The 26,205-nt window shown below is 70.5% G+C and carries 25 protein-coding genes; 20 read left to right on the top strand and 5 right to left on the bottom strand.

What is annotated here, in order from left to right:
- Positions 1-1,410 precede the first annotated feature (1,410 nt).
- Positions 1,411-1,842, bottom strand: coding sequence for a ferritin-like domain-containing protein (locus ACIA8K_RS21050; protein WP_396061656.1), 432 nt, complete (start codon positions 1,840-1,842; stop codon positions 1,411-1,413).
- The gene (locus ACIA8K_RS21055; protein ID WP_396061659.1) at positions 1,839-2,327 is read right to left on the bottom strand and encodes a hypothetical protein; all 489 of its coding nucleotides are present in this window, start codon (positions 2,325-2,327) and stop codon (positions 1,839-1,841) included. The genes ACIA8K_RS21050 and ACIA8K_RS21055 overlap by 4 nt, the downstream gene beginning before the upstream one ends.
- Before the next feature lie 304 nt (positions 2,328-2,631).
- Between ACIA8K_RS21055 and rimP the strand changes: the two genes are divergently transcribed.
- The 14 genes from rimP (at position 2,632) to truB (ending at position 14,604) form a co-directional block, all read left to right on the top strand.
- Complete coding sequence (gene rimP / locus ACIA8K_RS21060) at positions 2,632-3,327, top strand: ribosome maturation factor RimP (protein ID WP_396061662.1); 696 nt, start codon at positions 2,632-2,634, stop codon at positions 3,325-3,327.
- The gene (nusA, locus tag ACIA8K_RS21065) at positions 3,324-4,367 is read left to right on the top strand and encodes a transcription termination factor NusA (protein WP_396061665.1); all 1,044 of its coding nucleotides are present in this window, start codon (positions 3,324-3,326) and stop codon (positions 4,365-4,367) included. The genes rimP and nusA overlap by 4 nt, the downstream gene beginning before the upstream one ends.
- Positions 4,291-4,797, top strand: a complete 507-nt coding sequence (locus ACIA8K_RS21070; RefSeq protein WP_396061668.1) for a YlxR family protein — start codon at positions 4,291-4,293, stop codon at positions 4,795-4,797. The genes nusA and ACIA8K_RS21070 overlap by 77 nt, the downstream gene beginning before the upstream one ends.
- 93 nt (positions 4,798-4,890) lie before the next feature.
- Complete coding sequence (gene infB, locus ACIA8K_RS21075; RefSeq protein ID WP_396061671.1) at positions 4,891-8,025, top strand: translation initiation factor IF-2; 3,135 nt, start codon at positions 4,891-4,893, stop codon at positions 8,023-8,025.
- 99 nt (positions 8,026-8,124) lie between these two features.
- Entirely contained in the window at positions 8,125-8,418 is a 294-nt protein-coding gene (locus tag ACIA8K_RS21080) for a DUF503 domain-containing protein (RefSeq protein WP_396061674.1), read from the top strand.
- 42 nt (positions 8,419-8,460) lie between these two features.
- Positions 8,461-8,928 (top strand): 30S ribosome-binding factor RbfA, encoded by a 468-nt coding sequence (gene rbfA, locus ACIA8K_RS21085; protein WP_396061677.1) that lies wholly within the window; start codon positions 8,461-8,463, stop codon positions 8,926-8,928.
- A gap of 23 nt (positions 8,929-8,951) precedes the next feature.
- Positions 8,952-9,995: a bifunctional oligoribonuclease/PAP phosphatase NrnA gene (locus ACIA8K_RS21090; protein ID WP_396062213.1), complete on the top strand. Its 1,044-nt coding sequence runs from the start codon at positions 8,952-8,954 to the stop codon at positions 9,993-9,995.
- Between the two features lie 242 nt (positions 9,996-10,237).
- Positions 10,238-10,645: a hypothetical protein gene (locus ACIA8K_RS21095; RefSeq protein WP_396061680.1), complete on the top strand. Its 408-nt coding sequence runs from the start codon at positions 10,238-10,240 to the stop codon at positions 10,643-10,645.
- Complete coding sequence (locus tag ACIA8K_RS21100) at positions 10,642-10,854, top strand: DUF6186 family protein (protein ID WP_396061683.1); 213 nt, start codon at positions 10,642-10,644, stop codon at positions 10,852-10,854. The genes ACIA8K_RS21095 and ACIA8K_RS21100 overlap by 4 nt, the downstream gene beginning before the upstream one ends.
- A gap of 299 nt (positions 10,855-11,153) precedes the next feature.
- Positions 11,154-11,297 (top strand): hypothetical protein, encoded by a 144-nt coding sequence (locus tag ACIA8K_RS21105; protein WP_396061686.1) that lies wholly within the window; start codon positions 11,154-11,156, stop codon positions 11,295-11,297.
- Positions 11,298-11,375: 78 nt separating this feature from the next.
- Positions 11,376-12,707 (top strand): MATE family efflux transporter, encoded by a 1,332-nt coding sequence (locus tag ACIA8K_RS21110; RefSeq protein WP_396061689.1) that lies wholly within the window; start codon positions 11,376-11,378, stop codon positions 12,705-12,707.
- A 247-nt stretch (positions 12,708-12,954) separates the two neighbouring features.
- The gene (locus ACIA8K_RS21115) at positions 12,955-13,221 is read left to right on the top strand and encodes a hypothetical protein (RefSeq protein ID WP_396061692.1); all 267 of its coding nucleotides are present in this window, start codon (positions 12,955-12,957) and stop codon (positions 13,219-13,221) included.
- Positions 13,218-13,622 carry a PIN domain-containing protein gene (locus ACIA8K_RS21120; RefSeq protein ID WP_396061695.1) on the top strand — a complete coding sequence of 135 codons (405 nt, stop codon included), beginning with the start codon at positions 13,218-13,220 and terminating at the stop codon, positions 13,620-13,622. The genes ACIA8K_RS21115 and ACIA8K_RS21120 overlap by 4 nt, the downstream gene beginning before the upstream one ends.
- 94 nt (positions 13,623-13,716) lie before the next feature.
- Positions 13,717-14,604 (top strand): tRNA pseudouridine(55) synthase TruB, encoded by an 888-nt coding sequence (gene truB / locus ACIA8K_RS21125; RefSeq protein WP_396061698.1) that lies wholly within the window; start codon positions 13,717-13,719, stop codon positions 14,602-14,604.
- Positions 14,605-14,608: 4 nt separating this feature from the next.
- Here truB and ACIA8K_RS21130 read toward each other — a convergent pair whose 3' ends face one another.
- Together ACIA8K_RS21130 and ACIA8K_RS21135 are read right to left on the bottom strand one after the other, a co-directional pair.
- On the bottom strand, positions 14,609-14,992 hold the full coding sequence (locus ACIA8K_RS21130; RefSeq protein ID WP_396061701.1) for a response regulator: 384 nt from the start codon (positions 14,990-14,992) through the stop codon (positions 14,609-14,611).
- On the bottom strand, positions 14,989-17,760 hold the full coding sequence (locus ACIA8K_RS21135) for a response regulator (protein WP_396061704.1): 2,772 nt from the start codon (positions 17,758-17,760) through the stop codon (positions 14,989-14,991). Before ACIA8K_RS21135 ends, ACIA8K_RS21130 begins: the two co-directional genes overlap by 4 nt.
- A 124-nt stretch (positions 17,761-17,884) precedes the next feature.
- Here ACIA8K_RS21135 and ACIA8K_RS21140 point away from each other — a divergent pair, with 124 nt between their 5' ends.
- The 6 genes from ACIA8K_RS21140 to dapB all read left to right on the top strand — a co-directional run bounded on the left by ACIA8K_RS21140 (position 17,885) and on the right by dapB (position 24,123).
- Positions 17,885-18,106, top strand: a complete 222-nt coding sequence (locus ACIA8K_RS21140) for a hypothetical protein (RefSeq protein WP_396061707.1) — start codon at positions 17,885-17,887, stop codon at positions 18,104-18,106.
- A gap of 33 nt (positions 18,107-18,139) precedes the next feature.
- A complete protein-coding gene (locus ACIA8K_RS21145; protein ID WP_396061710.1) occupies positions 18,140-19,072 on the top strand; it encodes a bifunctional riboflavin kinase/FAD synthetase in 933 nt (310 codons plus the stop codon).
- A 141-nt stretch (positions 19,073-19,213) separates the two neighbouring features.
- Positions 19,214-19,483, top strand: a complete 270-nt coding sequence (gene rpsO / locus ACIA8K_RS21150) for a 30S ribosomal protein S15 (protein WP_396061713.1) — start codon at positions 19,214-19,216, stop codon at positions 19,481-19,483.
- 268 nt (positions 19,484-19,751) lie between these two features.
- On the top strand, positions 19,752-22,085 hold the full coding sequence (locus ACIA8K_RS21155) for a polyribonucleotide nucleotidyltransferase (RefSeq protein ID WP_396061716.1): 2,334 nt from the start codon (positions 19,752-19,754) through the stop codon (positions 22,083-22,085).
- Positions 22,085-23,386 (top strand): M16 family metallopeptidase, encoded by a 1,302-nt coding sequence (locus tag ACIA8K_RS21160; RefSeq protein WP_396061719.1) that lies wholly within the window; start codon positions 22,085-22,087, stop codon positions 23,384-23,386. Before ACIA8K_RS21155 ends, ACIA8K_RS21160 begins: the two co-directional genes overlap by 1 nt.
- Positions 23,383-24,123, top strand: a complete 741-nt coding sequence (gene dapB / locus ACIA8K_RS21165) for a 4-hydroxy-tetrahydrodipicolinate reductase (protein WP_396061721.1) — start codon at positions 23,383-23,385, stop codon at positions 24,121-24,123. Before ACIA8K_RS21160 ends, dapB begins: the two co-directional genes overlap by 4 nt.
- Before the next feature lie 1,462 nt (positions 24,124-25,585).
- Here the strand turns inward: dapB and ACIA8K_RS21170 are convergent.
- The gene (locus ACIA8K_RS21170) at positions 25,586-26,161 is read right to left on the bottom strand and encodes a GNAT family N-acetyltransferase (RefSeq protein WP_396061723.1); all 576 of its coding nucleotides are present in this window, start codon (positions 26,159-26,161) and stop codon (positions 25,586-25,588) included.
- Positions 26,162-26,205: the final 44 nt, after the last annotated feature.

Below are 26,205 nucleotides of genomic sequence, written 5' to 3' on the forward strand. Positions count from 1 at the left end.
GCCGGGCACTCGGCATGCCCGAAACGGGAAATCACCAGCCACGCCAAACTTATTGATGATCGGCTATGAAATACCGCGTTAGCGAAAGACCGAGGCTAGACAAATCGCCCATGGCTCGCGCTGGATCCGCTCATTGACCTCTCATGATCGAGACCCGGTGATCACGGGTCGATGAGCTGGGTGATCACGCCTGCTGAGGGTCCTGCTGCTCTTCCGCGCGGCTGCGATCGGGAAGCGGCGGGTGGTCGAGGCGAGCTATCTCGCTATGCGTGTTACCTGATCGAGGTGGGGCTAGCGCGGCGTGTCATTTGGCGGCTTTTTTGCCCTCGGTTGGGGCTCCGCTTACCGCTGCCCTAATGCTGATCAAGACGGAATGTACATGGGAGTGGTTATGACTGAGCCACAACCACTCCCATGTACATTCCGTCTTGATCCAATCGCCATTACGCCGCGTGCTGTCCGCCATAAACTAATATTTCTGGCGCCCGTGCTGCCGGTGCTGCCCGTGCTGCCCGCGTCGTGCCTACCCCGTTGCGTCAACGCTCCCCCATGCCCGCCCACGCCTCGAAGTGACATTCGCGCGGGCTGCACCCTTGCTAACGCTATGCGCCCCTTCTCTTGATCTGTCCCCGCTGTGTGCGAAGCACACAAAAGTGACCGCCTGGCTGCCCCGTCTGCCGTCGACCCGCCCTTCGGGGAGCAGATCATCGGCAGGGCCGCCACCAACGGGCAGATACCAACACCCCGCAGCGCGGCCAGAAACACGCGCCCACCCACAAAACCGCAGCCCAGCGAACCCAGCGCGACCAGCAGACTCGAAAGACCCAATCAAGCCGCCGCCAACACCACCCAGCCTGGCGGCCCTGCCGATGATCTGCTCGGCTCTGCCCGGGTCGATGACAGACGGGGCAGACAGGCCACACCAAACCCGACCACCGACAGGCTCTAGCAGCGAAGCTGACCTGCGCTTGCGGTTGCCCCGGAGCCGGAGTGCTCCTCCCGGAGGGCCGCCGGAGGCAAGAGGACCGCCGCCAACACCACCCAGCTCAAGCCGCCGGACCGCGAAATACCGGGGACTCTCGACCTACGCCTCCGCAACGAGAGCGCGACCGGCGGATCCAACACTCAGGCCACACGAAACCCGACAAGGCTCTGCCAGCGAAGCTGACCTGCGCTTCCCGTCGCCCCGGAGCCGGAGCGCTCCCCCCGGAGGGCCGCCGGAGGCAAAGAACCGCCGCCAACACCACCCAGCCCAAGCCGCCAGACCGCGAAATACCAGGGCTCTCGACCCAGGCTTCCGCAACGAGAGCGCGGCCGGCGGATCCAACACTCCCGCTCCACCCCCGCATAATCCGCAGAGCTGGCAGCCCGCGGCCCAAACCCCGCCGAACCGGACGACGACATAGATCCTTAGATAGTGCGCCCCGGGAACGGGACCGTCGCCGGGCTGACTTTCGCGGAGACGCGCCACCGGGTAGCGCGGAGGGCTGAGTCGGTGAGGGCGTTGAGGGCGAGCACCCGGTCCGTGCCGGTGGTCGGGGGCAGGGCCGCGCGCCAGATCGCCGCCGCACGCTCCTCGATCTCGATGGCGAGCGTCAGCGCGGTCGCCTGGTCGGTGACCTGGTACGGGAGCGAATAGCCGGCCGCCGGCGGGGACGGGGTGCCGCCGAGGTCGGCGAAGCGGGTGAGGAGCGCGTCGCGGAGGTCGCGGTGGGCGGCCTCGGCGTCGCGGGCCTGGGTGATCAGAGCGTTGCCGGTGAGGCGGACGCCGATCGGGGCGTAGGCGAAGATTGCGGCCTCCTCGCCGGCGAGTGCGGCGGCGAGCTCCGGTGGAACGGTCATCTGAGCACCTCGGCGTGGGTGGCGCGGGCGGCGGCGATCGAGCCGAGGAGCGCGGCGCGGTTGGCGGGGGCGTCGGCGCAGGCGGTGGCCGCGGATTTCTGGCCGGCCTGCTCGGCGGCGCGGAGATCGGCGATCGTGGTGTCGGCCGGGACCGTGGCGGAGGCCGTGGGGACGGCGGGCGCGCTGCTGGACGTGGTGGGCGGCGACGGCGGCGGGGTCATGATCTTCGTCAGCTCGGCGATGTGCGCGGTGTGTGCCTCGATGATCGGGGTGAGCCGGGCCGCCAATGCCGGCTGGGCGAGGAGTGCGGCCTGGTAGCGGTCGGCGAGCGTGCGGGTCTCGGCAAGCATCGGCTCGAGCGCGTCGGGCGGTGGTGGCGGGGGCGGCGGCGTCTCCTCCTCGTCGAGCAGGGAGCAGCCGGCGAGCGCGGTGGCTCCGGCGAGCGTGACGGTGCCGGCCAGCAGTCGGCGGCGGGTGGAAGCCATCTGAAATTCCTCCCGTAAGGCGCGTCACAGCGAGAGAAACAGTCAACACCACGCCGTACGGATGGTCTCGACCGGTGCGGAACCTGTCGCGACGTTTCTCGTTGTATCGGAGGGTATGCGTAGCGTAGTGACTGTCGCGCGCTGGGAGGACAGATCGGTGCGGCGGCCCGCCGACGTACCGGCCGTCGCGTTACGCTCAGCGCAACCGCTGGGTGAATTGGGCCCAGCGGACCACTGGCGTGGCCGCTTTCAATAGGTTTGCGGTTGATTGCCGCCGGTGGCCGAGCGCGAGGGGGTATGCGGGATGACGCAGCGTGGCCGAGGTGCCGGCCGATCGGGCCCGGGTGCCCGCGGGGCCGCCGCACCCGACCGGCGCAGGCCGTCCCCGGGTCCCCAGCGGCCGCGGGTGGACACCGTGGCGCTCCGTGCCCGGCTGGAATCGATCATCGGCCCGGTCGTCGCCGAGTCCGGCTGCGACCTGGAGGACCTGACGATCTCCCGGGCCGGGCGCCGGCAGATCTTCCGCATCCTGCTGGACGCGGACGGCGGTGTGGGCCTGGACGCGATCGCGCAGGTCTCCCGCGCGATCTCCACGGCCCTTGACGAGGCCGAGGAGACCGGCGGCGAGCTGGTCCCGGGGGAGTACCAGCTGGAGGTCGGCTCGCCGGGCGTGGACCGGCCGCTTACCCTGCCCCGCCACTGGCGGCGCAACGTGGGCCGGCTGGTGCAGGTCACGGCCGGGGACAAGCAGGTGACCGGGCGGATCACCGCGGCGGACGAGGACGGGGTCGTCATCGAGACGGCCAAGGGAATCGTCGAGGCGGAGTACGCCCAGCTCGGGCCCGGCAAGGTGCAGATCGAGTTCAACCGGGTCGACGAGGCGGAATTCGCGCCCGGCGATGACGGTGACGACGACGATGATGAGCTTGAGGACGACGACCTCGACGAAGACGACGAGGACGACGAGGACGACGAGGAACTGGAGGGCGAGGAGAGGTGAACATCGACCTCGCGGCGCTGCGTGCGCTGGAGCGTGAGCGGGAGATCCCGTTCGAGACGATCCTCGCCGCGATCGAGACGGCGCTGCTTACCGCGTACCGGCACACGGACGGCGCACAGGCACAGGCCAGCGTGCGGATCGACCGCAAGTCGGGCGCGGCGTCCGTCTATGCCCAGGAGGTCGACGCGGACGGCGTCACCACCCGGGAATGGGACGACACCCCGCACGACTTCGGCCGGATCGCCGCCATGACGGCCAAGCAGGTCATCCTGCAGAGGCTGCGTGAGGCGACTGACGAGGTGCACTTCGGTGAGTACGTGGGCCGCGACGGTGACCTGGTCACCGGCGTCATCCAGGCCCACGAGGCGCGCACCGAGAAGGGCATCGTCACGATCGACCTGGGCAAGCTGGAGGCGGTGCTCCCGCAGGTGGAGCAGGTCCCCGGCGAGCAGTACGACCACGGTCAGCGCATCCGCTGCGTCGTGGTGCACGTGGCGAAGGGCTTCCGCGGCCCGCAGATCACGCTGTCCCGCTCCCACCCGAACCTGGTGAAGAAGCTTTTCGCGCTCGAGGTTCCGGAGATCGCGGACGGCGCCGTGGAGATCGCGGCGATCGCACGTGAGGCAGGTCACCGTACGAAGATCGCGGTCCGGTCGACCGTGTCGGGCGTCAACGCGAAGGGCGCCTGCATCGGCCCGATGGGCCAGCGGGTCCGCGCGGTGATGAGCGAGCTGCACGGTGAGAAGATCGACATCATCGACTGGTCGGACGATCCGGCGCAGTTCGTCGGCAACGCGCTCTCGCCCGCGAAGGCGCTGCGTGTGGAGGTCGTCGACGCCGGAAGTCGTACCGCGAGGGTCACGGTGCCTGATTTCCAGCTCTCGCTGGCGATCGGGCGTGAGGGCCAGAACGCGCGACTCGCCGCCCGGCTGACTGGTTGGCGGATCGACATCCGGCCGGATAATGAGCAGCCTCAGGGCGGCGGCCGGGATCGCACGGACCAGGCGGCCGAACCAGGCGGCGCCGCCGCGGGCGCTTAGGGGTAGACTTCTAGGCGTGGGGCGAATCGCGGGTGGCTCTCTGCACTCCGTAGGTCAAAATCTGCACTCCGCAGATCGAAGTCTGCGTTCTGTGGAGCAGGATCCGCGCTTGGAGTCCCCGATTCGCACGTGTGTCGGCTGCCGGCACCGCGCATCTGTATCTGAAGTCCTGCGATTCGTCATGGTGGGTGCCGAGCTTCGGCCCGACCCTCGTCGCAGGCTGCCGGGCCGGGGAGCACACCTGCACCTCGATCCGGCTTGCTTCGCGCTGGCGGAGCGGCGCCGGGCCTTCGGCCGGGCGCTGCGGTTCACCGGTGTCCTGGACACCGCGCCGCTGGCCGAGCACATCCGTGCGGTCTCCGCACCGCATGGGACTACTGGTGGCGGGGCATCGCCCCGCCCGGACCAGCAAGGTGGACGACCAACATGAGCACACGATGAAGTCCCTGAAATGACCAGGCTTCTAGTGCACGAGTGAGGTCGATGCGGGCCGTGCCCGCACGACCTCGGAGTGAGGAGTGCAGTGGCAGGAAAGGCCCGCGTACACGAGCTTGCCAAAGAGCTCGGGGTCGAAAGCAAGGTCGTGCTCGCCAAGCTCAAGGAGATGGGCGAGTTCGTCAAGTCGGCATCCAGCACGGTCGAGGCGCCTGTCGCCCGCCGGCTGAGGGGTGCGATGGTCGCAGGGTCGGCGCCGAGCGCGCCGGCTGCGCCGGCCCCGTCCGGTTCCGGTGACGCCCCGCGTCCCGGCCCGGCAGCGCGTCCCGGTCCGCCGCGGCGCCCGGGACCTCCGGTCCCCGGCCCGAACGGCGCCGGCACGCCCGCGCCCGGCCCGGCTCCGGCCGCGCCGCGCAACCCGTCGAGCCCGGCACCGAGCCCGACGTCCCTTCGTCCCAAGGCGCCTCTTCCCGGTCCTCCGGCCCCCGTGGCCAAGCCGGCGAGCGCCCATGACATCGAGGTGGCCGCTGCCGAGCAGCGCGCCGCCGCGCTGAAGGCCGAGCAGGAGGCGTCCGTCAAGGCCGCCCAGCAGGCCGCCCGTCAGCGCGAGACCATCCGCCGTGAAGGTGGGGGCCCCGCAGCCGATCCGCGTCCGAAGTTCGGCCCCGGCGCCATGCCGCCCCGTCCCGGTTCGCCCGCGGCCCGTCCGCCGGCGCCCCAGGGTGGCCAGGGCAACGGCCCGCGTCCGGAGCGTCGTGACGGTCCCGGCGACCGTCAGGGCCGTCCCGGCCAGGGCGGCGCGCCCGGTGGCAACCGTCCGCCGCGCAGCGGTGGCAACAACCCGTTCGGCATCACGCCGGGCGGTAACCGGCCGTCGGCTCCGGCCGCCGGTCCCGGTGGCCGGCCCAGCCCGGCCGGCATGCCGCCGCGGCCCAGCCCGGCGTCCATGCCGCCGCGGCCCAGCCCGGCCTCGATGCCGACGCAGCGCCCCGGTCGTCCCGGTGGCGGTCCCGGCGGTGGCGGCGCAGGCCGTCCCGGCGGCGGTGGCGGCGCTGGTCGTCCCGGTGGCGGTGGCGGCGGATTCCGCGGCGGTCCCGGTGGTGGCGGCGCTGGTGGCGGCGGCTTCCGTGGCGGTCCCGGCGGTGGCGCCGGTGGTGCCGGCGGCGGCTTCCGTGGCGGTCCCGGTGGTGGCGCCGGTGGTGGCGGTGGCTACCGCGGTGGCCCCGGTGGCGGCGCACCGGCCGGTGGCGGCGCTCCGGGTCGTCCCGGTGGCGGCGGCCGCGGTCGTGGCGGCGGTGCCGCGGGTGCCTTCGGGCGTCCGGGTGGCAAGCCTGCTCGCGGACGGAAGTCGAAGAAGCAGAGGCGTCAGGAGTTCGACAATCTGTCGGCCCCGACGATGAGCTCGGGCGCTCCCCGGGGTAACGGCCAGGAGATCCGGCTGTCCCGTGGCGCGTCGCTCTCCGACTTCGCCGACAAGATCAACGCGAACCCGGGCACGCTCGTCCAGGAGATGTTCAACCTGGGTGAGATGGTCACGGCGACGCAGTCGTGCTCCGACGACACGCTGCTGCTTCTCGGCGAGCACCTCGGCTTCACGGTGCAGATCGTCAGCCCCGAGGACGAGGACCGCGCGCTGCTGGCGCAGTTCAACATCGACCTCGACGCCGAGGTCGCGGAGGACCGCCTGGTCGTCCGCCCGCCGGTCGTGACTGTCATGGGTCACGTCGACCACGGTAAGACCAGGCTGCTCGACGCGATCCGCAAGGCGAACGTCATGGGCGGTGAGGCCGGTGGCATCACCCAGCACATCGGCGCCTACCAGGTGCACGTCGAGCACAACGAGATCGAGCGTGCGATCACCTTCATCGACACCCCGGGTCACGAGGCGTTCACCGCCATGCGTGCTCGTGGTGCGCAGGTGACGGACATCGTGATCCTGGTGGTCGCGGCGGACGACGGCGTGATGCCTCAGACGATCGAGGCGTTGAACCACGCCAAGGCCGCTGAGGTGCCGATCGTTGTCGCGGTCAACAAGATCGACAAGCCCGAGGCGAACCCGGACAAGGTACGCCAGCAGCTGACCGAATACGGTCTGGTCGCCGAGGAGTACGGCGGCGACACCATGTTCGTCAACGTCGCGGCGAAGCCCGGCATCGGCATCGAGGAGCTTCTCGAGGCCGTGCTGCTGACCGCGGACGCGTCGCTGGAGCTCACCGCTCCGATCGACGGGGCCGCGCAGGGTGTCGCGATCGAGGCGCACCTGGACAAGGGCCGCGGTGCTGTCGCGACCGTCCTGGTGCAGAAGGGCACGCTGCGGGCCGGCGACTCGATCGTCGCGGGTGGTGCGCACGGTCGCGTGCGAGCCATGCTCGACGAGAACGGCAAGCCGATCCCCGAGGCGGGTCCGGCGCGTCCGGTCCTGGTGCTCGGTCTGACCGCGGTGCCGAACGCCGGCGACACGTTCCTCGCAGCCGAGGACGACCGCACGGTGCGGCAGATCGCCGAGCAGCGGCAGGCACGCCGCCGCGCGGCGAGCTTCGCCAACTCGCGTGGCCGCGCCACCCTTGAGACGCTCATGGAGCAGATCAAGGAGGGCGAGAAGACCTCGCTCAACCTCATCCTCAAGGGTGACGGTTCGGGTTCGGTCGAGGCGCTCGAGGACGCGCTCTTCAAGCTCGACATTCCGGAAGAGGTTCAGCTCAAGATCCTCGACCGTGGCGTCGGTGCCATCACGGAGAGCAACGTCATGCTGGCCAGCGCGTCCGACCCGGCCGCGACGATCATCGGCTACAACGTCCGGGCCTCGAACAAGGTCCGGGAGATCGCCGACCGCGAGGGCGTGGAGATCCGGTACTACACCGTCATCTACCAGGCCATCGAGGAGATCGAGGCGGCGCTCAAGGGCCTGCTCAAGCCGGAGTACGAAGAGGTCGAGCTGGGCAGCGCGGAGATCCGCGACGTCTTCCGCTCTTCCAAGATCGGACTCATCTCCGGTTGTATCGTCCGGTCGGGGCTCATTCGCCGCAATGCGAAGGCCCGGGTCATCCGCGACGGCGCGGTGGTGGCGGAGAACGTCACGATCAGCTCCCTCAAGCGGTTCAAGGACGACGCGACCGAGGTGCGCGAGGGCTTCGAGTGTGGTCTGACACTTGGCGGTTTCAACAACGTCCAGGTCGGCGACATCATCGAGACCTTCGAGATGCGCGAGAAGCCGCGCGCGTAAGCGTGTAGGTCTGTAGGACTGTGACCAGCGCCTTTCCCCGTCCGAAAGGGTGGGGAAAGGCGCTGGCACTTGCTGGGGAGCAGTGGAATACTCGCGGCGATGTTTACCGGAACCGTGGTTTTCGACCTGCTCCTGCCGGGTGACTCGCGATCGCTCAAAGCGAAGCGCGGGTACGTCCGGCCCATCGTCGCCGCGTTGCGACGTTTCGAGGTTTCCGCCGCCGAGGTGGGCTCCCAGGATCTGCACGGCCGCGCCGAGATCGGCGTGGCCGTCGTTGCTGCCGAGCCCGGCCACGTCGGCGAGGTGCTTGACACCTGCGAACGACTGGTCGCCGGTCGTCCCGAGGTGGAGTTACTGTCGGCTCGCCGCCGCCTGTTCGGCGCGGACGACTGAGGCATATGACGCACGAGTACTGTCAGCGTGGAGGTGGACGAGATGAGTGATCCGGCCAAGGTACGCCGGCACGCCGAGCGCGTACGTGAGCTGGTGGCCACCACTGTTCGCACGATCAAGGACCCCCGGCTCGGGATGATCACCATCACCGACGCCCGGATCACCGCGGATCTGCGTGAGGCCACGGTCTTCTACACGGTGCTCGGCGACGCCACCGAGCAGGCGTCGACCGCGGCCGCGCTGGAGAGCGCGAAGGGTCTGCTGCGCAGCACCGTCGGCAAGGCGCTCGGCATCCGGCACTCGCCGTCGCTCGCCTTCGTCCTGGACAACGTCCTGGACCAGGCGAAGCACATCGACGACCTGCTGGCCCAGGCGCGCCAGGCGGAGGCGGAGACGCAGAAGATCGCCGCCAATGCCACGTACGCGGGCGACGCCCAGCCGTACAAGGAAGACGACGACGAGGACGACCTCGACGACGCGGACGAGCTCGTCGAGCAGGAGAAGCGGTGACCGCCGCGCCGGCCCGCGCCGTCGTGCCGCCGCCCAGGACCGCCGCGGAGGGCCCGATCGGCCCGCCGCGCGAGGTGGACTGGGCGGAGGCCGTGGCCGCGGTCCGGCGCTGGCTTCCCGACGGGCGGATCCTGCTTGTCTGCCACGTCAACCCGGACGGCGACGCGCTCGGCAGCATGCTCGGCTTCGCGCACGGGCTGCGCCGGCTCGGCGCCCGTCATCTGCAGGCCACCTTCCCCGGCCCGCCGGACGTGCCGGAGCCGCTGCGCGAGATCCCCGGCATCGACCTCGTCATTCCGGAGACCGAGGCGTGGACGGCGCCCGACCTGCTTGTCACGTTCGACGCGGCCAGCACCGACCGGCTCGGCGGACTGGCCGGCCGGCTTGACACCGCCCGCGACACGGTGATGCTCGACCACCACGCCTCCAACCCCGGCTTCGGCGCGGTACGGCTTGTGGACCCGGCCGCCGCGGCCACGTCAGTCGTGGTCGAGCAGCTGCTCGACCGGCTGGACGTTGCGCTGGACGCGGAGATCGCCGAGTGCCTGTACACCGCGCTCACCACGGACACCGGCTCGTTCCGGTTCGCGGCCACCACGCCGTCCGTGCACCTGATGGCGGCGCGGCTGATCGCCACCGGCATCCGCCCAGGCGAGATCGCGCAGCGCGTCTTCGACAGTCGTCCGCTCGGCGCCGTCAAGCTCTTCGGCGAGGTGCTCGGCCGCTGCGAGCTGGACCAGGACGCCGCCGCGGGCCATGGCCTGTGCTGGACCACCGCGACGCTCGCCGACCTGGAACGCCACGGCCAGCGCCCGCACGTGCTGGAGGCGCTGATCGACTCCGTGCGCTGCGTGGCCGAGGCGGACGTGTGCGTCGTGCTCAAGGAGATCGGCGAGAACGCCTGGTCCGTCTCGATGCGCAGCAAGGGCGCGGTCGACGTGTCCCGCGTCGCCGGCCTGCTGGGCGGCGGTGGCCATCGGGCCGCGGCCGGGTTCACCGGCACGGGCACCCCCGCGGACGTGCTGGCGGCGATCCGCTCCACGCTTGACGAGTCGCTCATCCGCTAGGCCGTGCTCGGCGGATCTCGACGCATGACACACGGGCCTCCGGCTTTTCCCCGCCTACTTACGGGCGTGCCGTTGTCCCACGCCGACCGGGTGTTGACCGTGCGCCGCGGGGCCGCGGCCCGCGGGAGCGTGCGGGCCGGACCACCGCGGGAGCGGGACAATGAATTTCATGCTCTTCGCATCGTGGTGAAGTGCGCTCGGGACTCTGGCCGGGAGTGAGGGGTCACGGCGACAATCGATTCATGGAGGCTCCCCGGGAAATCGCGGTCGATGCGCCCAGAGCGTGGGACCGGCCGTTGGTGGTCATGCCCGTCTTCGCCGTCTTCTCGCTGGTCGGCGGCCAGCTTCCGTCGTTCTCCACGGCGGCCAACCTCTATTCGCTGAGCATCGGCGGCACGCTGATGTGGTACGGCCTGTCGCAGCGGATGCCACGCCGGGCGGCCCCGGGACGGCCCGGTGGCGGCGCGGTGTGGTGGCTCGCGCCCGCGGTGGTCTTCGTGGCGTTCGAGAGCTCCACGTTTCTGAGCGGCTCCCAGGCCACCTATCCCACGCTGTCCAAACTTGTGGATCCGCTGCTTGCCGATCCGGGCACGCGCACGGTCGCCTACTTCGGCTGGATGTCCGCGTTCTGGGGACTGGCGCGGCGATGACGCGTGCGTTCGCGGTCGCCGGGTTCGCGCTGGCCGGGCTGCTGATGGTGGCGGTGGAACTGGCGGCGCGGCGGGAGGGCTCGCGGGTGCCGGCGCTCGGCGACGTCTGCGGCTACGTGATGCGGTACCAGGTCGGGCGGGTGCCGGTCGGCCGGATCGGCATTCTCGGCTTCTGGTGGTGGCTGGGCTGGCACTTCTTCGCCCGGTGACATCCGTACCGGGATTCCCGCAGGTCGATTACCTGTCCGTATAACGGGAAGTGTCGGCTCACCGTCCTCGACTTAACGTTAATTTGGGTAGCGTGCTTGTGGGTGCGGTCACCGCCGTCCGTACCCACGCTGATTGTTTGCTTTTGCATGGTTGCTCCAGGGTCCGACCGACTCGGGGCTCGCGCGCCGCCGCGGCAGCGCTCCGGTGATCCCGGAGGGCCCGCTGGCGTGTCGCAGAGGCACCGCCTGTCGCGGGCGCGCCGTTCGCGTGCCCGGGCTCGACCATTGAGGACCACACCATGACCATCACCGCCACGCGCCCGGCTGCCCCGGTCACCACGACCCCGGCCGCTGCCCCGTCCCCTGCCGTCACGCGCCCCGCCGAGGACACCAAGGAGCAGGCCCGCCGCGCGCTGCAGGTCTCGCTGGACACCCGCCAATAACCACCATCCGCCGAGGGTACGTGTAAGCGCTGCCGTGCGCTTGCAGTCCTTACCCGGCCTGTGTCACCATGCCCGGCGATGAACGACTCCGACACCGCCGACCGGGTGCCGCTGCGCCGGATCGCCTCGCTCGCCCTGCCCGCCCTGGTCGTGCTGGCCGCCGAGCCGATCTACGTGCTTGTCGATACCGCGGTGGTCGGCCACCTCGGCCGGGTGCCGCTGGCCGCGCTCGGCATCGGCGGGACCGTCATGTCGTTCGCGGCCTGGCTCGGCACGGTCATGGCGTACGGGACGACCGGCAGGTCCGCCCGCCGCTACGGCGCCGGTGACCGCCGGGCCGCGGTCGAGGAGGGCGTGCAGGCGTCCTGGCTGGCGCTGCTCATCGGCCTGGCCATCATCGCGATCGTGCAGGTCGTGGCCGGTCCACTTGCCCATGCACTGGCCGGCGGGCCCACGCCGGTCGCGCGGAACGCCGAGGAGTGGCTGCGCATCGCGGTACTCGGCGCACCAGGCCTGATGCTTGTCGCGGCCGGCAACGGGTGGATGCGCGGCGTCCAGGAGACCCGCAGGCCGCTCGCCATCGTGGTGGCGGCGAACGTGGTCTCCGCGGTGCTCTGCCCGCTCCTGGTCTACCCGGCGGGCCTCGGCCTGCACGGCTCCGCCGTCGCGAACGTCGTCGCCCAGCTGGGCTCCGGCCTGCTCTTCGTGGTCGCGCTGCTGCGTGAGCGGACCCCGCTACGCCCGCGCCCCGCCGAGATCGTCGCCCAGCTGGTGGTCGGCCGGGACCTGTTGATCCGTGGCGCCGCGTTCCAGGCGTGCTGGCTGTCCGCCACCTCGGTCGCGGCCCGCTACGGCGACGCCGCGCTGGCGGCCCACCAGATCGCCATTCAGCTGTGGTTCTTCGCCGCGCTTGTGCTCGACGCGGTGGCGATCGCCGCACAGTCGCTTGTCGGCGCCGCGCTCGGCGCCGGGGACGAACCGCAGGCGCGCCGGCTGGGCCGGCAGATCGGGCTGATCGGGCTGGCGTCCGGCGTGGCGTTCGCGGTGGTCTTCGGTGCGGGCGCGCGGGTGATCCCGGCACTGTTCACGCCGGACGGCGCGGTGCACGACCAGGCGCTGGTGGTGTGGCCGTGGTTCACCGGGCTGCTGCCGCTCGTGGGGGTGGTGTACGCGCTGGACGGCGTCATGATCGGCGCGGGGGACGTGGCGTTCATGCGGAACATGACGATCGTCGCGGCGCTTGGCGGCTTCCTGCCGGGGATCTGGGTGACGTACGCGCTGGATCTGGGCCTGGGCGGGGTGTGGTCGGGGCTGGCGCTGTTCACGCTGATCCGGTTGGTGGCGTTATTGTGGCGCATTCGGACGCCGTCCTGGTCCCTGACCGGCGCGACGCGCCCGGCACCTCACTGATCCCCTTTCGAGGGACATTAACGTGACCGTTTATGCATGTCTGATTCTCGCGAGTCGGTGACCTTGAAATGTCTTTCCGGGGTTACTTGATCGAGGCATTTTCGCAGTTGAGGTCGTTTGCTGAGACGTTGTCCCCGGTCTCTCGGAGGGCGCCGAGGCTGTTCGGTTAATCAGTAAGTGGGGTAGCGGCGACTCCCAGCCGTCGTCACAATCGGGCGGAAGGAAAACCGACCGGCTGGAGGCCTCTATGGCTGATGAAAGTCCGACGCTGGACAAGGGCGACGAGGAATATCGTCCGCCCGCCTGGATCCCTCGGTGGATTCTGGAGCTCCCACACGTGTCGCTCGATGAACAAGCGCGCCAGCAGGGCGTCGAACCACTGCGCTCGGCTGCGGATCTGGCTGTACCCGGCTTTTTCGAGTCCGACGAGGAGCTCGACGAGTTTCTTGCGGATCTCTACGAGTCCAGGCGTCGTGAGCGCCACTGCCTGGAGCATCACAGTGATGCGGCATGAAGAAGGTCGTTCTCGACACCGATGTGTCCTCACGCAGTTTCCAGGGACGACTCGCACCTGACGTGGTGGCACGACTCGCGCGGTGCCAGGCCTTTATGTCATTTGCGACGCTGGGAGAGCTCACCAAGTGGCACGCCATGCGTCCCTGGGGACGGGAACGCCGGGCCAGACTCAGATCTTGGCAGCGAGGGGTCACTGTGGTGCGTTACGACGAGCGCGTCGCGGTGCTCTGGGGGGAGCTGCAGGGACGAGCCGAGCGTCGGGGGCGCCCGAGACCGGCCAATGACACCTGGATCGCCGCGAGCTGCATCATCGAGGGGGTGCCACTCGCGACGTTTAACACGAAGGATTTCGAGGATTTCGCGACCTATGACGGGTTGCGGCTCTTCGACGTCGCCTGAGTGACAAGGTCCCGCCGGCCGCTCGAAGGGAAGGGAGCGGCGGGGCCACGCCACCGCGGGCCGGGATAATCGACGGTCCAAGCTTGTGGTGAGGATGGGGTGGCACGTGGAAGGTCTGGTCGTAGTGGACAAGCCGGGTGGCATGACGTCGCATGACGTCGTGGCACGGATGCGGCGTCTGGCGAAGACGCGGCGGGTGGGGCACGGCGGCACGCTGGACCCGATGGCCACCGGCGTGCTGGTGATCGGCGTGGGGCGCGGTACGAAGCTGCTGACCTACGTGACCGGCGCGACCAAGAGCTACGACGGCACGATCCGGCTTGGGCAGACCACGGTCACGGACGACCGCGAGGGCGACGTGACCGCGACGACGCCGGCCGGGCACGTGAGCGACGAGCAGATCCGGGCGGCGCTGGCCACGTTCGAGGGCGAGATCGACCAGGTGCCCAGCTCGGTGAGCGCGATCAAGGTGAACGGCGAGCGCGCCTACAAGAAGGTGCGCGACGGCGAGGAGGTCGTGCTCGCCGCGCGGCGGATCACCATCTCCCGGCTGGACGTGCACGAGATCCGCCGGGACGGCGACATGGTGGACGTGGACGTGAGTGTCAGCTGCTCGTCCGGCACCTACATCAGGGCGATCGCGCGGGACCTGGGCGCACGGCTGAACGTTGGCGGGCACCTGACCGCGCTGCGGCGCACCGAGGTGGGCGCGTTCCCGCTCGGCGAGGCGCTGACGCTTGAGCAGCTCGAGGAGCGCTCGCCGGACGTGGTGACGCTGCCCATGCCGGAGGCGGCACGGCGTTGCTTCCCGGTGCGCGAGGCCACGCCGGAGGAGGAGCGCACGCTCTCCCACGGCGGCCCGCTTGAGCGCGCCGGCATCGACGGACCGTATGCGGTGCTCAGCGCGCAGGGCACGCTGCTTGCCATCGTCAGCGAGCGGGACGGCAAGGCCCGCCCGGAGATCGTCCTGGCCCCGGCCTGAACTCTCAGTGCGGCAGGTGGCTGGCGATGACCGAGACCAGGTCGGCGGCGGCGTAGGGCTTGTCGAGGAAGCCGTCGCAGCCGGCCTTGAGCGCGGCTGCCCGGTCGCTCGGCAGGACGCTCGCGGTGAGTGCGATGACGCGGGGCTTGTCGTCGGTGCCGGCCAGTTCGGTCGCGAGGTCGAGGCCGCTGCCGTCCGGCAGGTTCATGTCGAGCAGCACCACGTCGACCGGGTCGGGGCTGTGCAGCACGTCGCGGGCGGCCGCGAGACTGCCGGCCTCGACCAGCCGGGCGTCGCGCACCTCCGGGTCGTCCGCCCGGGCCAGCACGGCCCGTACCAGCACGCGGTTGAGTTCTTCGTCCTCCACAAGCAGGATTCGCGCGGTCATCGGTCACCTCGTTCCACTGTGTCGGGGTCGTGGCGGCGGGCCGCCGCGGTGCCGCTGGCCATGGCGACCAGGTTCTCCCACTCCTCGGTGCCGTGAATGGCGCGGGCCAGGAGCTTGCCGGACATTTCGGAGTGGCTGCTTGTGGTCGAGGCGAGCGCGACCACCGGCACGTCCGCGTTCGCCGGATCCTCGTTGAACGCGGACAGCAGCGAGAAGCCGTCCAGGTCCGGCATGCGCAGGTCGCACACGATCAGGTCGAAGTGCTTGTGGCGGCTCATCTCCAGCCCTTCGCGGCCGTCCGCGCAGGAGACCACCTCGGCGCCGGCGTCACGCAGGCTCGCCTCGACAGAGTGGCGGCTGTCCGCGTCGTCGTCCACGACGAGCACCGTGGGCTGTCCCGTGGGGCCGGTGAGGATGTGCCGGGCCAGCGAGCCGACCAGCTGGTGGTCCGCGATCGGCTTGACCAGGAAGTCGGCCGCGCCCATCGCGATGCCGGCGTGCCGTTCGTCGACGACGGAGATGAACAGCACCGGGATCGAGGCGAGCAGCCCGTCCCGCTTCAGTTCGCGGATCACGGCCCAGCCGTCGATGCCGGGCAGCACCACGTCGAGCAGGACCGCGTCCGGCGGGTTGAGGCGCGCCGCGTGCAGGCCGGACTCGCCGTTCGCGGCCATCTCCACCCGGTAGCCGGCCTTGACCAGGTAGGTCCGGATCAGCTCCGCGGACCGCGCGTCGTCCTCGATCAGCAGGATCCGGCCGCGCGCCTCGTCCTGCGGCTCGGCCAGCACGGTGTCGCCGGCAGCCGGGTTCCCGGTCGCCTCCGGCAGCGTGATGGTGAAGCCGCTGCCGACGCCGAGCGTGGACGTGGCCGTGATGTCGCCGCCGTGTGCCTGGACCAGGCGGCGGGCCAGTGCCAGTCCGAGCCCGGTGCCGGCCTGGTGGTTCGCGCGGTCGCCGACCTGCTGGAACTCCTCGAAGACGCGCGGCAGGTCGTCCTCGGCGATGCCGACGCCGGTGTCGGCCACGCGGAGCGTGACCATCGCCTGGCCGTCCTCGTCGGTGAACCTGCCGGCGTCAAGCGTGATCGTGCCGCCCTCGGGCGTGAACTTGATCGAGTTGGAGAGCAGGTTCTCCAGGATCTGCCGGAAGCGCAGCGCGTCGGCCCGGACGGTCAGCTCCGGCAGGCGGAAGTCGACGGTGAGCGACTTCTTGTCGGTGAGCGGGCGCAGGCCGGTGAGCAGCTCCCGCGCGGCGGTGTCGATCCGCAGCGGCGCCGGGTGCAGGTCGATCCGGCCCGCCTCGACCTTGGCCAGGTCAAGGATGTCGTTGATCAGGCCGAGTAGGTGGCGGCCGCTGTTGTGGATGTGGTCGACCCAGTCGGCCGGGACGGTGCGCTGGTCGTCGACCGGCTTCTCGCCGCGCATCAGGTCGCTGAAGCCGATGATCGCGTTCAGCGGTGTCCGCAGCTCGTGGCTCATATTTGCCAGGAAGTCGCTCTTCGCCTGGCTGGCCGCGGTCAGCTGGGCCACGGACACGGCAAGCTCGTCGGAGAGCCGGTGCTGCTCGGCCGCGAGGCGCCGCTGCTCGGCCAGCACGCTGCTGCGTTCGGCGAGCACGCTCGCGTGGCCGCCGAAGTCGGCAAGCAACCGCAGGTCGTCCTCGCTGAACAGCCCGCGGTAGCGGTGCAGGAGCAGGACGGCGCCGGTCTGGTGCGGGGAGAGGCGGATGCCGAGCGTGGTGAGGTGCCCCTGCGCGCCCTGGTCGGCGTAGTGGGTGGCGAGAACGGGCCGGGCCGCCCGGGAGAACGGCGGGGCGGCGGCGAGCGGCACCGGCTGTACGGCGCCGGCCAGCTCGTCCAGGTCGTCGACGTCGAATCCGGACAGCGGCAGGTCGACCTCGCCCGCGTAGGCGATCTGGTCGACCTGGCCGTCGCTCCTGCGGGCCAGCACCACGACCGCGTCCGCGGCGGACTCGGCGCGCATCATCTCCGCGTACCGCTGCCAGATCTGTGGTGCGGTCTCGGTGGCCGGCGCCCCAAGCAGGCGTTCGGTGACGTTCTGCAGCGTGATCGCGGACCACATCCGGCGCAGCCAGGCGGGCGGCAGGAACGCGGCCGCGTACCCGGCGCCGCAGGCCACGGCGAGCACCCGGGCCGCGACCGAGAACGGGGAGACCGGCGAGGTCGTCTGAGGGGCCGGGGGCGGGGGCTGGTACGGCGCGGTGATCGCGGCCAGTCCCATCAGGACCACCACGCCTGCGAACGCGATCGTGGAGCCTGCCGCGATCCACAGCCGGGTACGGGATGAGCCGGATCGGCGGCGTGCGACGCCGGCCAGGTAGAGGCCGGGCACGGTCTCGGCGATCGCGAAGAACACCATCGTGACGATCAGGAGCGGGGCGCGCATCGGCGAGGGGGCGCGGACGGCCAGCAGCGTGGCGCCGAGGAGCACGAATCCGGCGAGTGCGGCAAGCGTCAGCTCCCGCCGCACCGGGCGCAACGTCGCGATCAGGCGCATGGTGAGGTACGGCTGGAGGAGCAGGACCGGCAGGTAGAACGCGGTGACCTTGAGCGGGCCGATCATGATCGGCGTGGGCGCCAGCCTGTTCACCACGTCCACCAGGAAGATGGCGGTCGGCGCCGCGAAGATCAGGGTCACCCGGTACTGCAACGGGTCCGGGCGCCGGACCAGGTGATAGAGGACGCGGAAAAAGAGCGCCGCGAAGAGCAGCTCCGCCGCGATCGTTACCGCCTTATTACTGTCCGTCATAGCAATACGCACTGTAGTTCCGCCCGGTGGCAGCGCTGGGCGTTTGGCGTAGGGGCTGCGCAATCCGGCCGTTCGGCCGTACCCACCTGGGGTTAAATGTCAGTTTTTATGGTGGAATATCGGTATGGCAGAGCTTGAGGAGCAGGTCCGTCAGGGCGTGCACGACCTGGCCAACCTGCTCGGCATCGCCGCCAACTACCTGCAGTTTCTCGAGGATGACCTGGAGGGTGTCGAGGGTATGGACGAGGCCCGGCAGCACATCGAGCGGATCACCCTGGCGGTCGGCCGTGCGACAGAGGTGTCACGGCGACTCGGCGAGGCAGCCGGGCCGCTCACCCCCTCCTGACCGCGGTCGCGCGTGCTGCATAGGCTTGGCGCCATGCAGCGGTGGCGGGGGTACGACGCGGTTCCGGGCGGCTGGGGCCGATCGGTCGTGACGATCGGCGTCTTCGACGGCGTGCACCGGGGTCATCAGGCCACCATCGGCGACACCGTGAAGCGCGCCCGTGATCTCGGCGTCCGCTCGGTCGTCGTGACGTTCGACCCGCACCCGTCCGAGGTGGTCCGCCCCGGCTCGCACCCGGCCGTGCTGACCGAGTCCGCGCGCAAGGCCGACCTGATCGAGGCGCTCGGTGCGGACGCGCTCTGCGTGGTGCCGTTCACACAGGACTTCTCCCGCCGCAGCCCCGAGGAGTTCGTGCACGAGGTGCTTGTCGAGCACCTGCACGCGGCGCAGGTGGTGGTCGGGGAGAACTTCCGGTTCGGCTACAAGGCCGCCGGCGACCTGGAGCTGTTGCGGCGGCTCGGGCGCACGTTCGGCTTCGCGGTGGAGGACGCGCCGCTGATCTCCGAGGAGGAGGGCACGGTCTTCTCCTCCACCTACATCCGCGCCTGTGTGGACGCGGGCGACGTGACGGCCGCGGCCCGCGCGCTCGGCCGCCCGCACCGGCTGGAGGGCGTGGTGGTCCGCGGTGACCAGCGCGGCCGCGAGCTGGGCTTCCCCACGGCGAACCTGCTGACCGGCCGGTACGCCGCGATCCCGGCCGACGGCGTCTACGCGGGCTGGCTGGTCCGGCGGGACGAGCGGCTGATGACCGCGGTGTCGATCGGCACCAATCCCACATTCTCCGGCACCGAGCAGCGGGTCGAGGCGTACGCGCTCGACTTCGACGGCGATCTGTACGGCGAGCGGCTGGCGCTGGACTTCACGGCACGGTTGCGGGAGACGCGCGCCTACGCCGGTGTGGAGCCTCTGGTGGCGCAGATCACCGAGGACGTCGCCCAGGCGAGGGACCTGCTGACCGGGGCCTGAGCGGGCTGGTTGCGGGCGGTGGTGATACCGCTTGCTGGTAGTGTGGGTGCGACGCCGGGTCTCTGGCGTTTCGCGCCGCTTGCCTGCTCGACGCCGCGGGCCGCGGATCTGCGACAGCTTCGCAATGACAGGACATGTTGAATGGCGCTCGATCAAGAGCAGAAGAGCAAGATCCGCCAGGAGTTCGCGACCGTCGAGGGCGACACCGGTTCCCCCGAGGTTCAGGTGGCCGTGCTGACCAAGCGGATCGCCGAGCTGACCGAGCACCTCAAGGTGCACAAGCACGACCACCACAGCCGTCGTGGTCTGCTGCTGCTGGTCGGCCGTCGTCGCCGTCTGCTCAACTACGTCCAGAAGAAGGACATCGCCCGCTACCGGACGCTCATCGAGCGCCTCGGGCTGCGCCGATAGCTTCTTCGACGGGCGGCGGTCACGCCGCCGCCCGTCGTTTCACCCGAATAACCACAGCTGGGCCGCACTGACCACCGCCGGTCAGCGCACCGGTCCTCGGTAGTGGCCTCCGGGCCGGCGTACCACCACTCTTGGCCTTCGGGCCGGTGTGGACGCCGCACCCGGGCGCTTCGATCGAAGACCGGCCGACTGAGCAGCCGCCCCGACAGCGGGTGGCGCCTCCGGCACGGTGGTCGTGGCCCACGATCGAAGGAGTGCAACACCGCTTATGACCGAGCAGAACACTCTCGGCACGCAGCACAGCAAGGCAGTGATCGACAACGGCGCCTTCGGCACCCGTGAGATCACCTTCTCCACCGGCCGGCTCGCCAAGCAGGCCGCCGGTTCCGTCATCGCCCAGCTCGGCGAGACGGTGGTCCTCTCCGCGACCACGGCCAGCAAGTCGCCGAAGGAGCACTTCGACTTCTTCCCGCTGACCGTCGACGTCGAGGAGCGGATGTACGCCGCGGGTCGCATCCCCGGCTCGTTCTTCCGCCGTGAGGGCCGGCCGAGCGAGGACGCGATCCTCACCTGCCGCCTGATCGACCGGCCGCTGCGCCCGTCCTTCACCAAGGGCCTGCGTAACGAGGTCCAGGTCGTCGAGACGATCCTGGCGCTCGACCCGGCCCACCCGTACGACGTGGTCGCGATGAACGCCGCCTCGCTCTCCACCAAGCTGTCCGGCCTGCCGTTCAGCGGCCCGGTCGGCGCGACGCGGATCGCGCACATCGACGGCCAGTGGGTCGCGTTCCCCACGCTCGAGGAGCTGGAGCGCGCCACCTTCGACATGGTCGTCGCCGGTCGCACGCTGCCGGACGGCGATGTCGCGATCATGATGGTCGAGGCCGAGGCCACCCCGCAGGCGCTCAAGCTGATCGCGGCCGGTGCCACCGCGCCGACCGAGGAGATCGTGGCGAGCGGCCTGGAGGCTGCCAAGCCGGCGATCCGCGAGCTGTGCCGCGCGCAGAGCGAGCTGGCCGACGTGGCCGCCAAGCCGGTCGCCGAGTTCCCGGTCTTCCTGGACTACCAGGACGACGTCTACGAGGCCGTCTCCACCGCCGTCCGCGGCGAGGTCTCCGAGGCCATCAAGATCGCCGGCAAGGCGGAGCGCGAAGAGGCGCTCGACCTGGTCAAGGCGAAGGCTCTCGAGACCGTGGCCCCGCAGTTCGAGGGCCGCGAGAAGGAGATCTCCGCAGCCTTCCGCTCGGTGACCAAGTCCGAGGTGCGCAACCGCGTGCTGCGCGAGTCGGTCCGGATGGACGGTCGCGGGCCGCGCGACATCCGCCCGCTGTCCGCCGAGGTCGGCGTGCTGCCGCGGGTGCACGGCTCCGCGCTGTTCGAGCGTGGCGAGACCCAGATCCTGGGCGTCACCACGCTGAACATGCTCCGCATGGAGCAGGCGCTCGACACGCTGGCGCCGGAGAAGTCCAAGCGCTACATGCACAACTACAACTTCCCGCCGTACTCGACCGGTGAGACCGGCCGGGTCGGCTCGCCGAAGCGCCGCGAGATCGGCCACGGCGCGCTCGCCGAGCGGGCGCTCGTGCCGGTGCTGCCGACCCGCGAGGAGTTCCCCTACGCGATCCGGCAGGTCTCCGAGGCGCTGGGCTCCAACGGCTCGACGTCGATGGGCTCGGTCTGCGCGTCCACGCTTGCGCTGCTCTCCGCGGGTGTCCCGCTGAAGGCGCCGGTCGCGGGCATCGCCATGGGCCTCATCTCCGACGAGGTCGACGGCAAGACGCAGTACGTGACGCTTACCGACATCCTCGGTGCCGAGGACGCGTTCGGCGACATGGACTTCAAGGTCGCCGGCACGCCGGAGTTCGTGACCGCGCTGCAGCTCGACACGAAGCTCGACGGCATCCCGTCGGACGTGCTGGCCGCCGCGCTGCAGCAGGCGCACGACGCCCGCGCGACGATCCTCGCCGTGATGCAGCAGGCGATCGAGGGTCCGGGCGAGATGTCCGACTACGCGCCTCGGGTCACCACTGTGAAGATCCCGGTCGACAAGATCGGCATGGTCATCGGCCCGAAGGGCCAGACGATCAACGCGATCCAGGACGAGACCGGCGCCGAGATCTCCATCGAGGACGACGGCACGATCTACGTCGGCGCCACCAACGGCCCCTCGGCCCAGGCGGCGGTCGACCGGATCAACGGCATCGCGAACCCCACGCTGCCGAAGGTCGGCGAGAAGTTCCTCGGCACGGTCGTGAAGACGGCCGCGTTCGGCGCGTTCATCTCGCTTGTCCCCGGCCGTGACGGCCTGCTGCACATCTCCAAGGTGGGCAACGGCAAGCGCGTCGAGAAGGTCGAGGACTTTCTCAACGTCGGCGACAAGATCGAGGTCCAGATCGCGGACATCGACGCGCGCGGCAAGATCTACCTGGACAAGGTCCGGGCCGAGGGCGAAGAGGCACCGGCCGCGGCCGACGCCGGCGCCCCGCGCGCCGACCGTGAGGACCGCGCACCGCGCGGCGACCGTGGCGACCGCGCCCCGCGTGACGGCGAGGGTGGTGGCGAGGGCGACAACCCGCGTCGTCGCCGGACCCGCCGCGACTGATGACGAACCCCGCCCAGCGGGGCGCTGACCCACTGGGCGGCACGGTCAACAAGACCGTGCTGCCCAGTGGGCTGCGCATCGTCACCGAGGCCATCCCGACCGTACGCAGCGTGTCGATCGGGATCTGGGCTGCCATCGGCTCCCGCGACGAGACGCCGGAACTCTCCGGCGCGTCGCACTTCCTTGAGCACCTGCTCTTCAAGGGCACCGAACGCCGGACCGCGATGGACATCTCCGCGGAGATCGAGGCGGTCGGCGGCGAGACCAACGCGTTCACCGCGAAGGAATACACCTGCTACTACGCGCGGGTGCTCGACGAGAGCCTGCCGCTCGCGATCGACGTGCTCTGTGACCTCGCCGCGAACTCGGTGCTCGCCGACGCGGACGTGGAGACCGAGCGTGGCGTGATCCTCGAAGAGATCGCCATGCACGACGACGAGCCCGGCGACCAGGTGCACGACATCTTCACCGAGCTGATCTACGGCGAGCACCCGCTCGGCCAGCTGATCTCCGGTGACGAGCAGACAATCGGCGCGATGACGCGCGCGCAGATCGAAACGTTCTACCGCGAGCGGTACACCGCGCCGCACCTGGTGATCGCGGCCGCCGGCAACCTCGACCACGAGGCGGTCGTCGCGCAGATCACCGCCGCGCTGGCCGGCTCGCCGCTTGACGGCCCGCCCGCCGCGCCCGCCACCCGCCGCCCGGCCGGCCCGGAGCCCGCCTACGCGCCGCCCGCGCGGATTGTCGAGCCGAAGGACACCGAGCAGGCGCACGTCGTACTCGGCGCGCCCGGCCTGCCCCGGCTCGACGACCGCCGGTTTGCCGCCGCGGTACTCAACAACGTGCTCGGCGGCGGCATGTCCAGCCGCCTCTTCCAGGAGATCCGGGAGAAGCGCGGCCTGGCCTACTCGGTGTACTCGTACACCACGCAGTACGCGGACTCCGGCCTCTTCGCGGTCTACGCGGGCTGCGCGCCCGGCAAGGTCGAGGAGGTGCTGGCGCTGTCCCGTGCGGAGCTGGCCCGGGTCGCCGAGACCGGCCTCGACGCCGAGGAACTGGACCGGGGCAAGGGCATGACCAAGGGCGCGTACGTGCTCGGCCTGGAGGACACCGGCTCCCGGATGACCCGCCTGGCAAAGGCGGAGCTGCTCTACGACGACCTGCTTCCGGTCGCCGGCTACCTGGAGCGTGTCGACGCGGTCACCGCGGCCGAGGTCGACTCGCTCGCCGCCGACCTGCTGACCCGCCCGCACTCGCTCGCGGTCGTGGGCCCCTTCGACGAGGAGACCGAGTGGTGAACGACCTGATCCGGGTCGGTGTGACAGGCGCACGTGGCCGGATGGGCTCCGAGGTCTGCAAAGCGGTCACCGAGGCCGCCGACACCGAGCTGGTGGCGGAGATCGACGCCGGCGAGCCGCTTGACGCGGCGGCCGGCGCCCAGGTCGTCGTGGACTTCACCACGCCGGACGCGGTGATGGAGAACCTGCGCTGGTGTATCGAGCGCGGCATCCACGTGGTGGTCGGCACCAGCGGCTTCACCGAGGAGAAGTTCGCCGAGGTGCGCGGGTGGCTTGCCGCGAAGCCCGGCGTCGGCGTGGTCATCGCGCCGAACTTCGGCATCGGTGCGGTGCTGATGATGGAGTTCGCCGCGCGGGCCGCCCGCTACTTCGAGTCCGTCGAGATCATCGAGCAGCACCACCCGCGCAAGCTTGACGCGCCGAGCGGCACCGCCATGCACACCGCCCGGTTGATCGCGGCCGCCCGCGCCGAGGCCGGCCTGGCCGCCATGCCGGACGCGACAAGTGACGAGCTTCCCGGCGCCCGCGGTGCGGACGTCGAGGGCGTGCGCGTGCACGCGGTCCGGGCCACCGGCCTGGTCGCGCACCAGGAGATCCTGTTCGGCGCGCCCGGCGAGACGCTGACCATCCGGCACGACTCGCTCGACCGCGCCTCGTTCATGCCCGGCGTCCTGCTCGCGGTCCGCGAGGCGTCACGCCGCCCCGGGCTCACCGTCGGCCTCGCCGACCTGCTGTAACCCCGGCCCCCCGATGCAGCTCGGCCGACGCTCCAACCCGGCCGAGCTGCGGTGGTGCCGGTCGGCCTGCCGTCGCCAGGCGACCCGCTGGAGCCTTCTGCGATTCGCCCGGCCGACCGCCGTTGGAAGATCAAGATCTCAGGAGTTGCTTTCCCGCTTCCGCGGTGGCCCGGTTCCGCGAGCTCCCGCGGCCGTCAGATCCGTGGGTGGCCGGGGAAAACCCCACAGTGGGTTTCAGGTTTTGCCCACGGCGGAAGCGGCTCCGGAGCGACGTGCGGAGCCTGGCGCTCCGGTTTTGCCCGCGGGAGCGGCTCTGTTGCCCATTCGCGTGCAGCGTTCTGGGGCTGACGATCGAAGGGGCTGACATCGAGGCCAGGAGCCTGACGGGCCGTTCCGGTTGGTCGGCGGTCTCGTGGCCCGCGGGGGCCGCAGGGTCATCGTCTAAGCGGGGGCGGGCTGGGCGGCTGCGGTCTGGGCGGTCGCAAGGGCTGGCACCGAGAGAGCGGGCGTGACCGGGAGAGCCGGTTGAGCTTGCCCTGGGTGGTCGCAAGGGCTGGCGCCGAAGCCGCGCGGGGTGGCGGAAAGGCCGGTCGGCTTCGGGCTGGGTGGTTGCAAGGGCTGGCACTGAAGCCGCGCGGGGTGGCGGAAAGGCCGGTCGGCTTCGGGCTGGGTGGTTGCAAGGGCTGGCGCCGAAGCCGCGGGGGTGGCGGAAAGGCCGGTCGACCTCGGCCTGGGCGGTCGCAAGGGCTAGCACCGAAGCCGTGAGCTGCCGAAGGATCAGTCGATCTTGGCTCTCGCGTCTCGCCGCGCCAGGGCCACGGCAGGTCTGGCGCTCCGCGCCGCGATGGGTTCGTTGTGTGGGATTTCGTGTCCATCTGACGGGATGCAAGATCCTTGCGGCTCTGGTGGCCCTTATCGCGCTCGGATAAGGGCCACCAGAGCCGCAAGGATCTTGACGTGGGTCTTTCCTGACCCTTCGGCGTTAGGATGAACGCACAAGGCGGCGCTCATATACCGAAATGTCGGGCGCGTAGCGCTCGCACCTGGACGCCGATCGCCGATCTCCGCATGACGCGGGTCGGGAGCGCGGGCGGTGTCCTGATATATGCGGACCCGGGGTGCCTCCGCGTTCATGCCCGGCCCTGAAACCTGCCGAGGTGCCACGACCAGCCCGCACACCTGCAGAACCCGCGGCCTCGATGCCGGCCTTTGCGCCCACCAGGCCGCAACCGCCTCAACCTAAAGCCGCTGAGACGACGGCCGTGCTGCTCTCGCGCTCCGCACGCACGACGACACGCGGAAACGACTCACCGCGCCCCAGCCCTTTTCGATCGCGGGTCCCCAGACCGCCGCACGCGAATGGACAACAGAGTCGGGAGCGTGCGGGCCGGACCACCCGCAGAGCGGGAAAGGCAATGGATCGTGAATGTTCCGGCTGTCTGCCCGCCGCGGCCTCAACCGGTCAGCCCAGCGGCGCGTCGGCCAGGGAGACGTGCAGGCGGAGCTGCGGTATGAGCAGGTCGTCGACGTCGATGGCGCGGGAGGCCCCGTCCGGCTCCCAGCCCGCGGAGCCGAAGAACTTGCGCATCGCCGGGTCCGCTTCGTAGGTCCAGGCGATCGCGGTGCCGAACATGTCCTCCCGCCAGAGATCGACCGCGGCCGCGAGCAGGCGGCTGCCGTGACCCCGCCGACCCCACCGCGGCTCGACAAGCAGCTCGGTGACGGCGGCGACGTCCGGGCCGAGTGTGTCAGGAGTCTCGTCCGGAGCCAGCGCCTGATCATCGGCCGGGCCAGCGGCGGCGAAGCCCACCAGATACGATGCTGCCGCCTGTTCGACCGCGACCAGTACCCGGTGGCGGGGGGTTGGTGGAGACTCGATTGAGTCCTGCCAGCGCTCCGTCAGCAAGGTGACATCGAGCGAGTCGATCACCTGCCTGGGCAGCAGCCGGCGATATGCGACCTGCCAGGTCGTGAGCTGGATTCGCGCGATCTCACCGGCGTCCTGCGGGCCGGCCGGGCGAACGTACCCCTGTGCCATGGTTGGCTAGCGTACGTGGAGACACACTAACTCTGGGGGACTCT

Origin of the sequence: Catenuloplanes sp. NPDC051500 (assembly GCF_044454585.1) — a bacterium.
In the GTDB taxonomy this organism is placed as follows: Bacteria; Actinomycetota; Actinomycetes; order Mycobacteriales; family Micromonosporaceae; genus Catenuloplanes.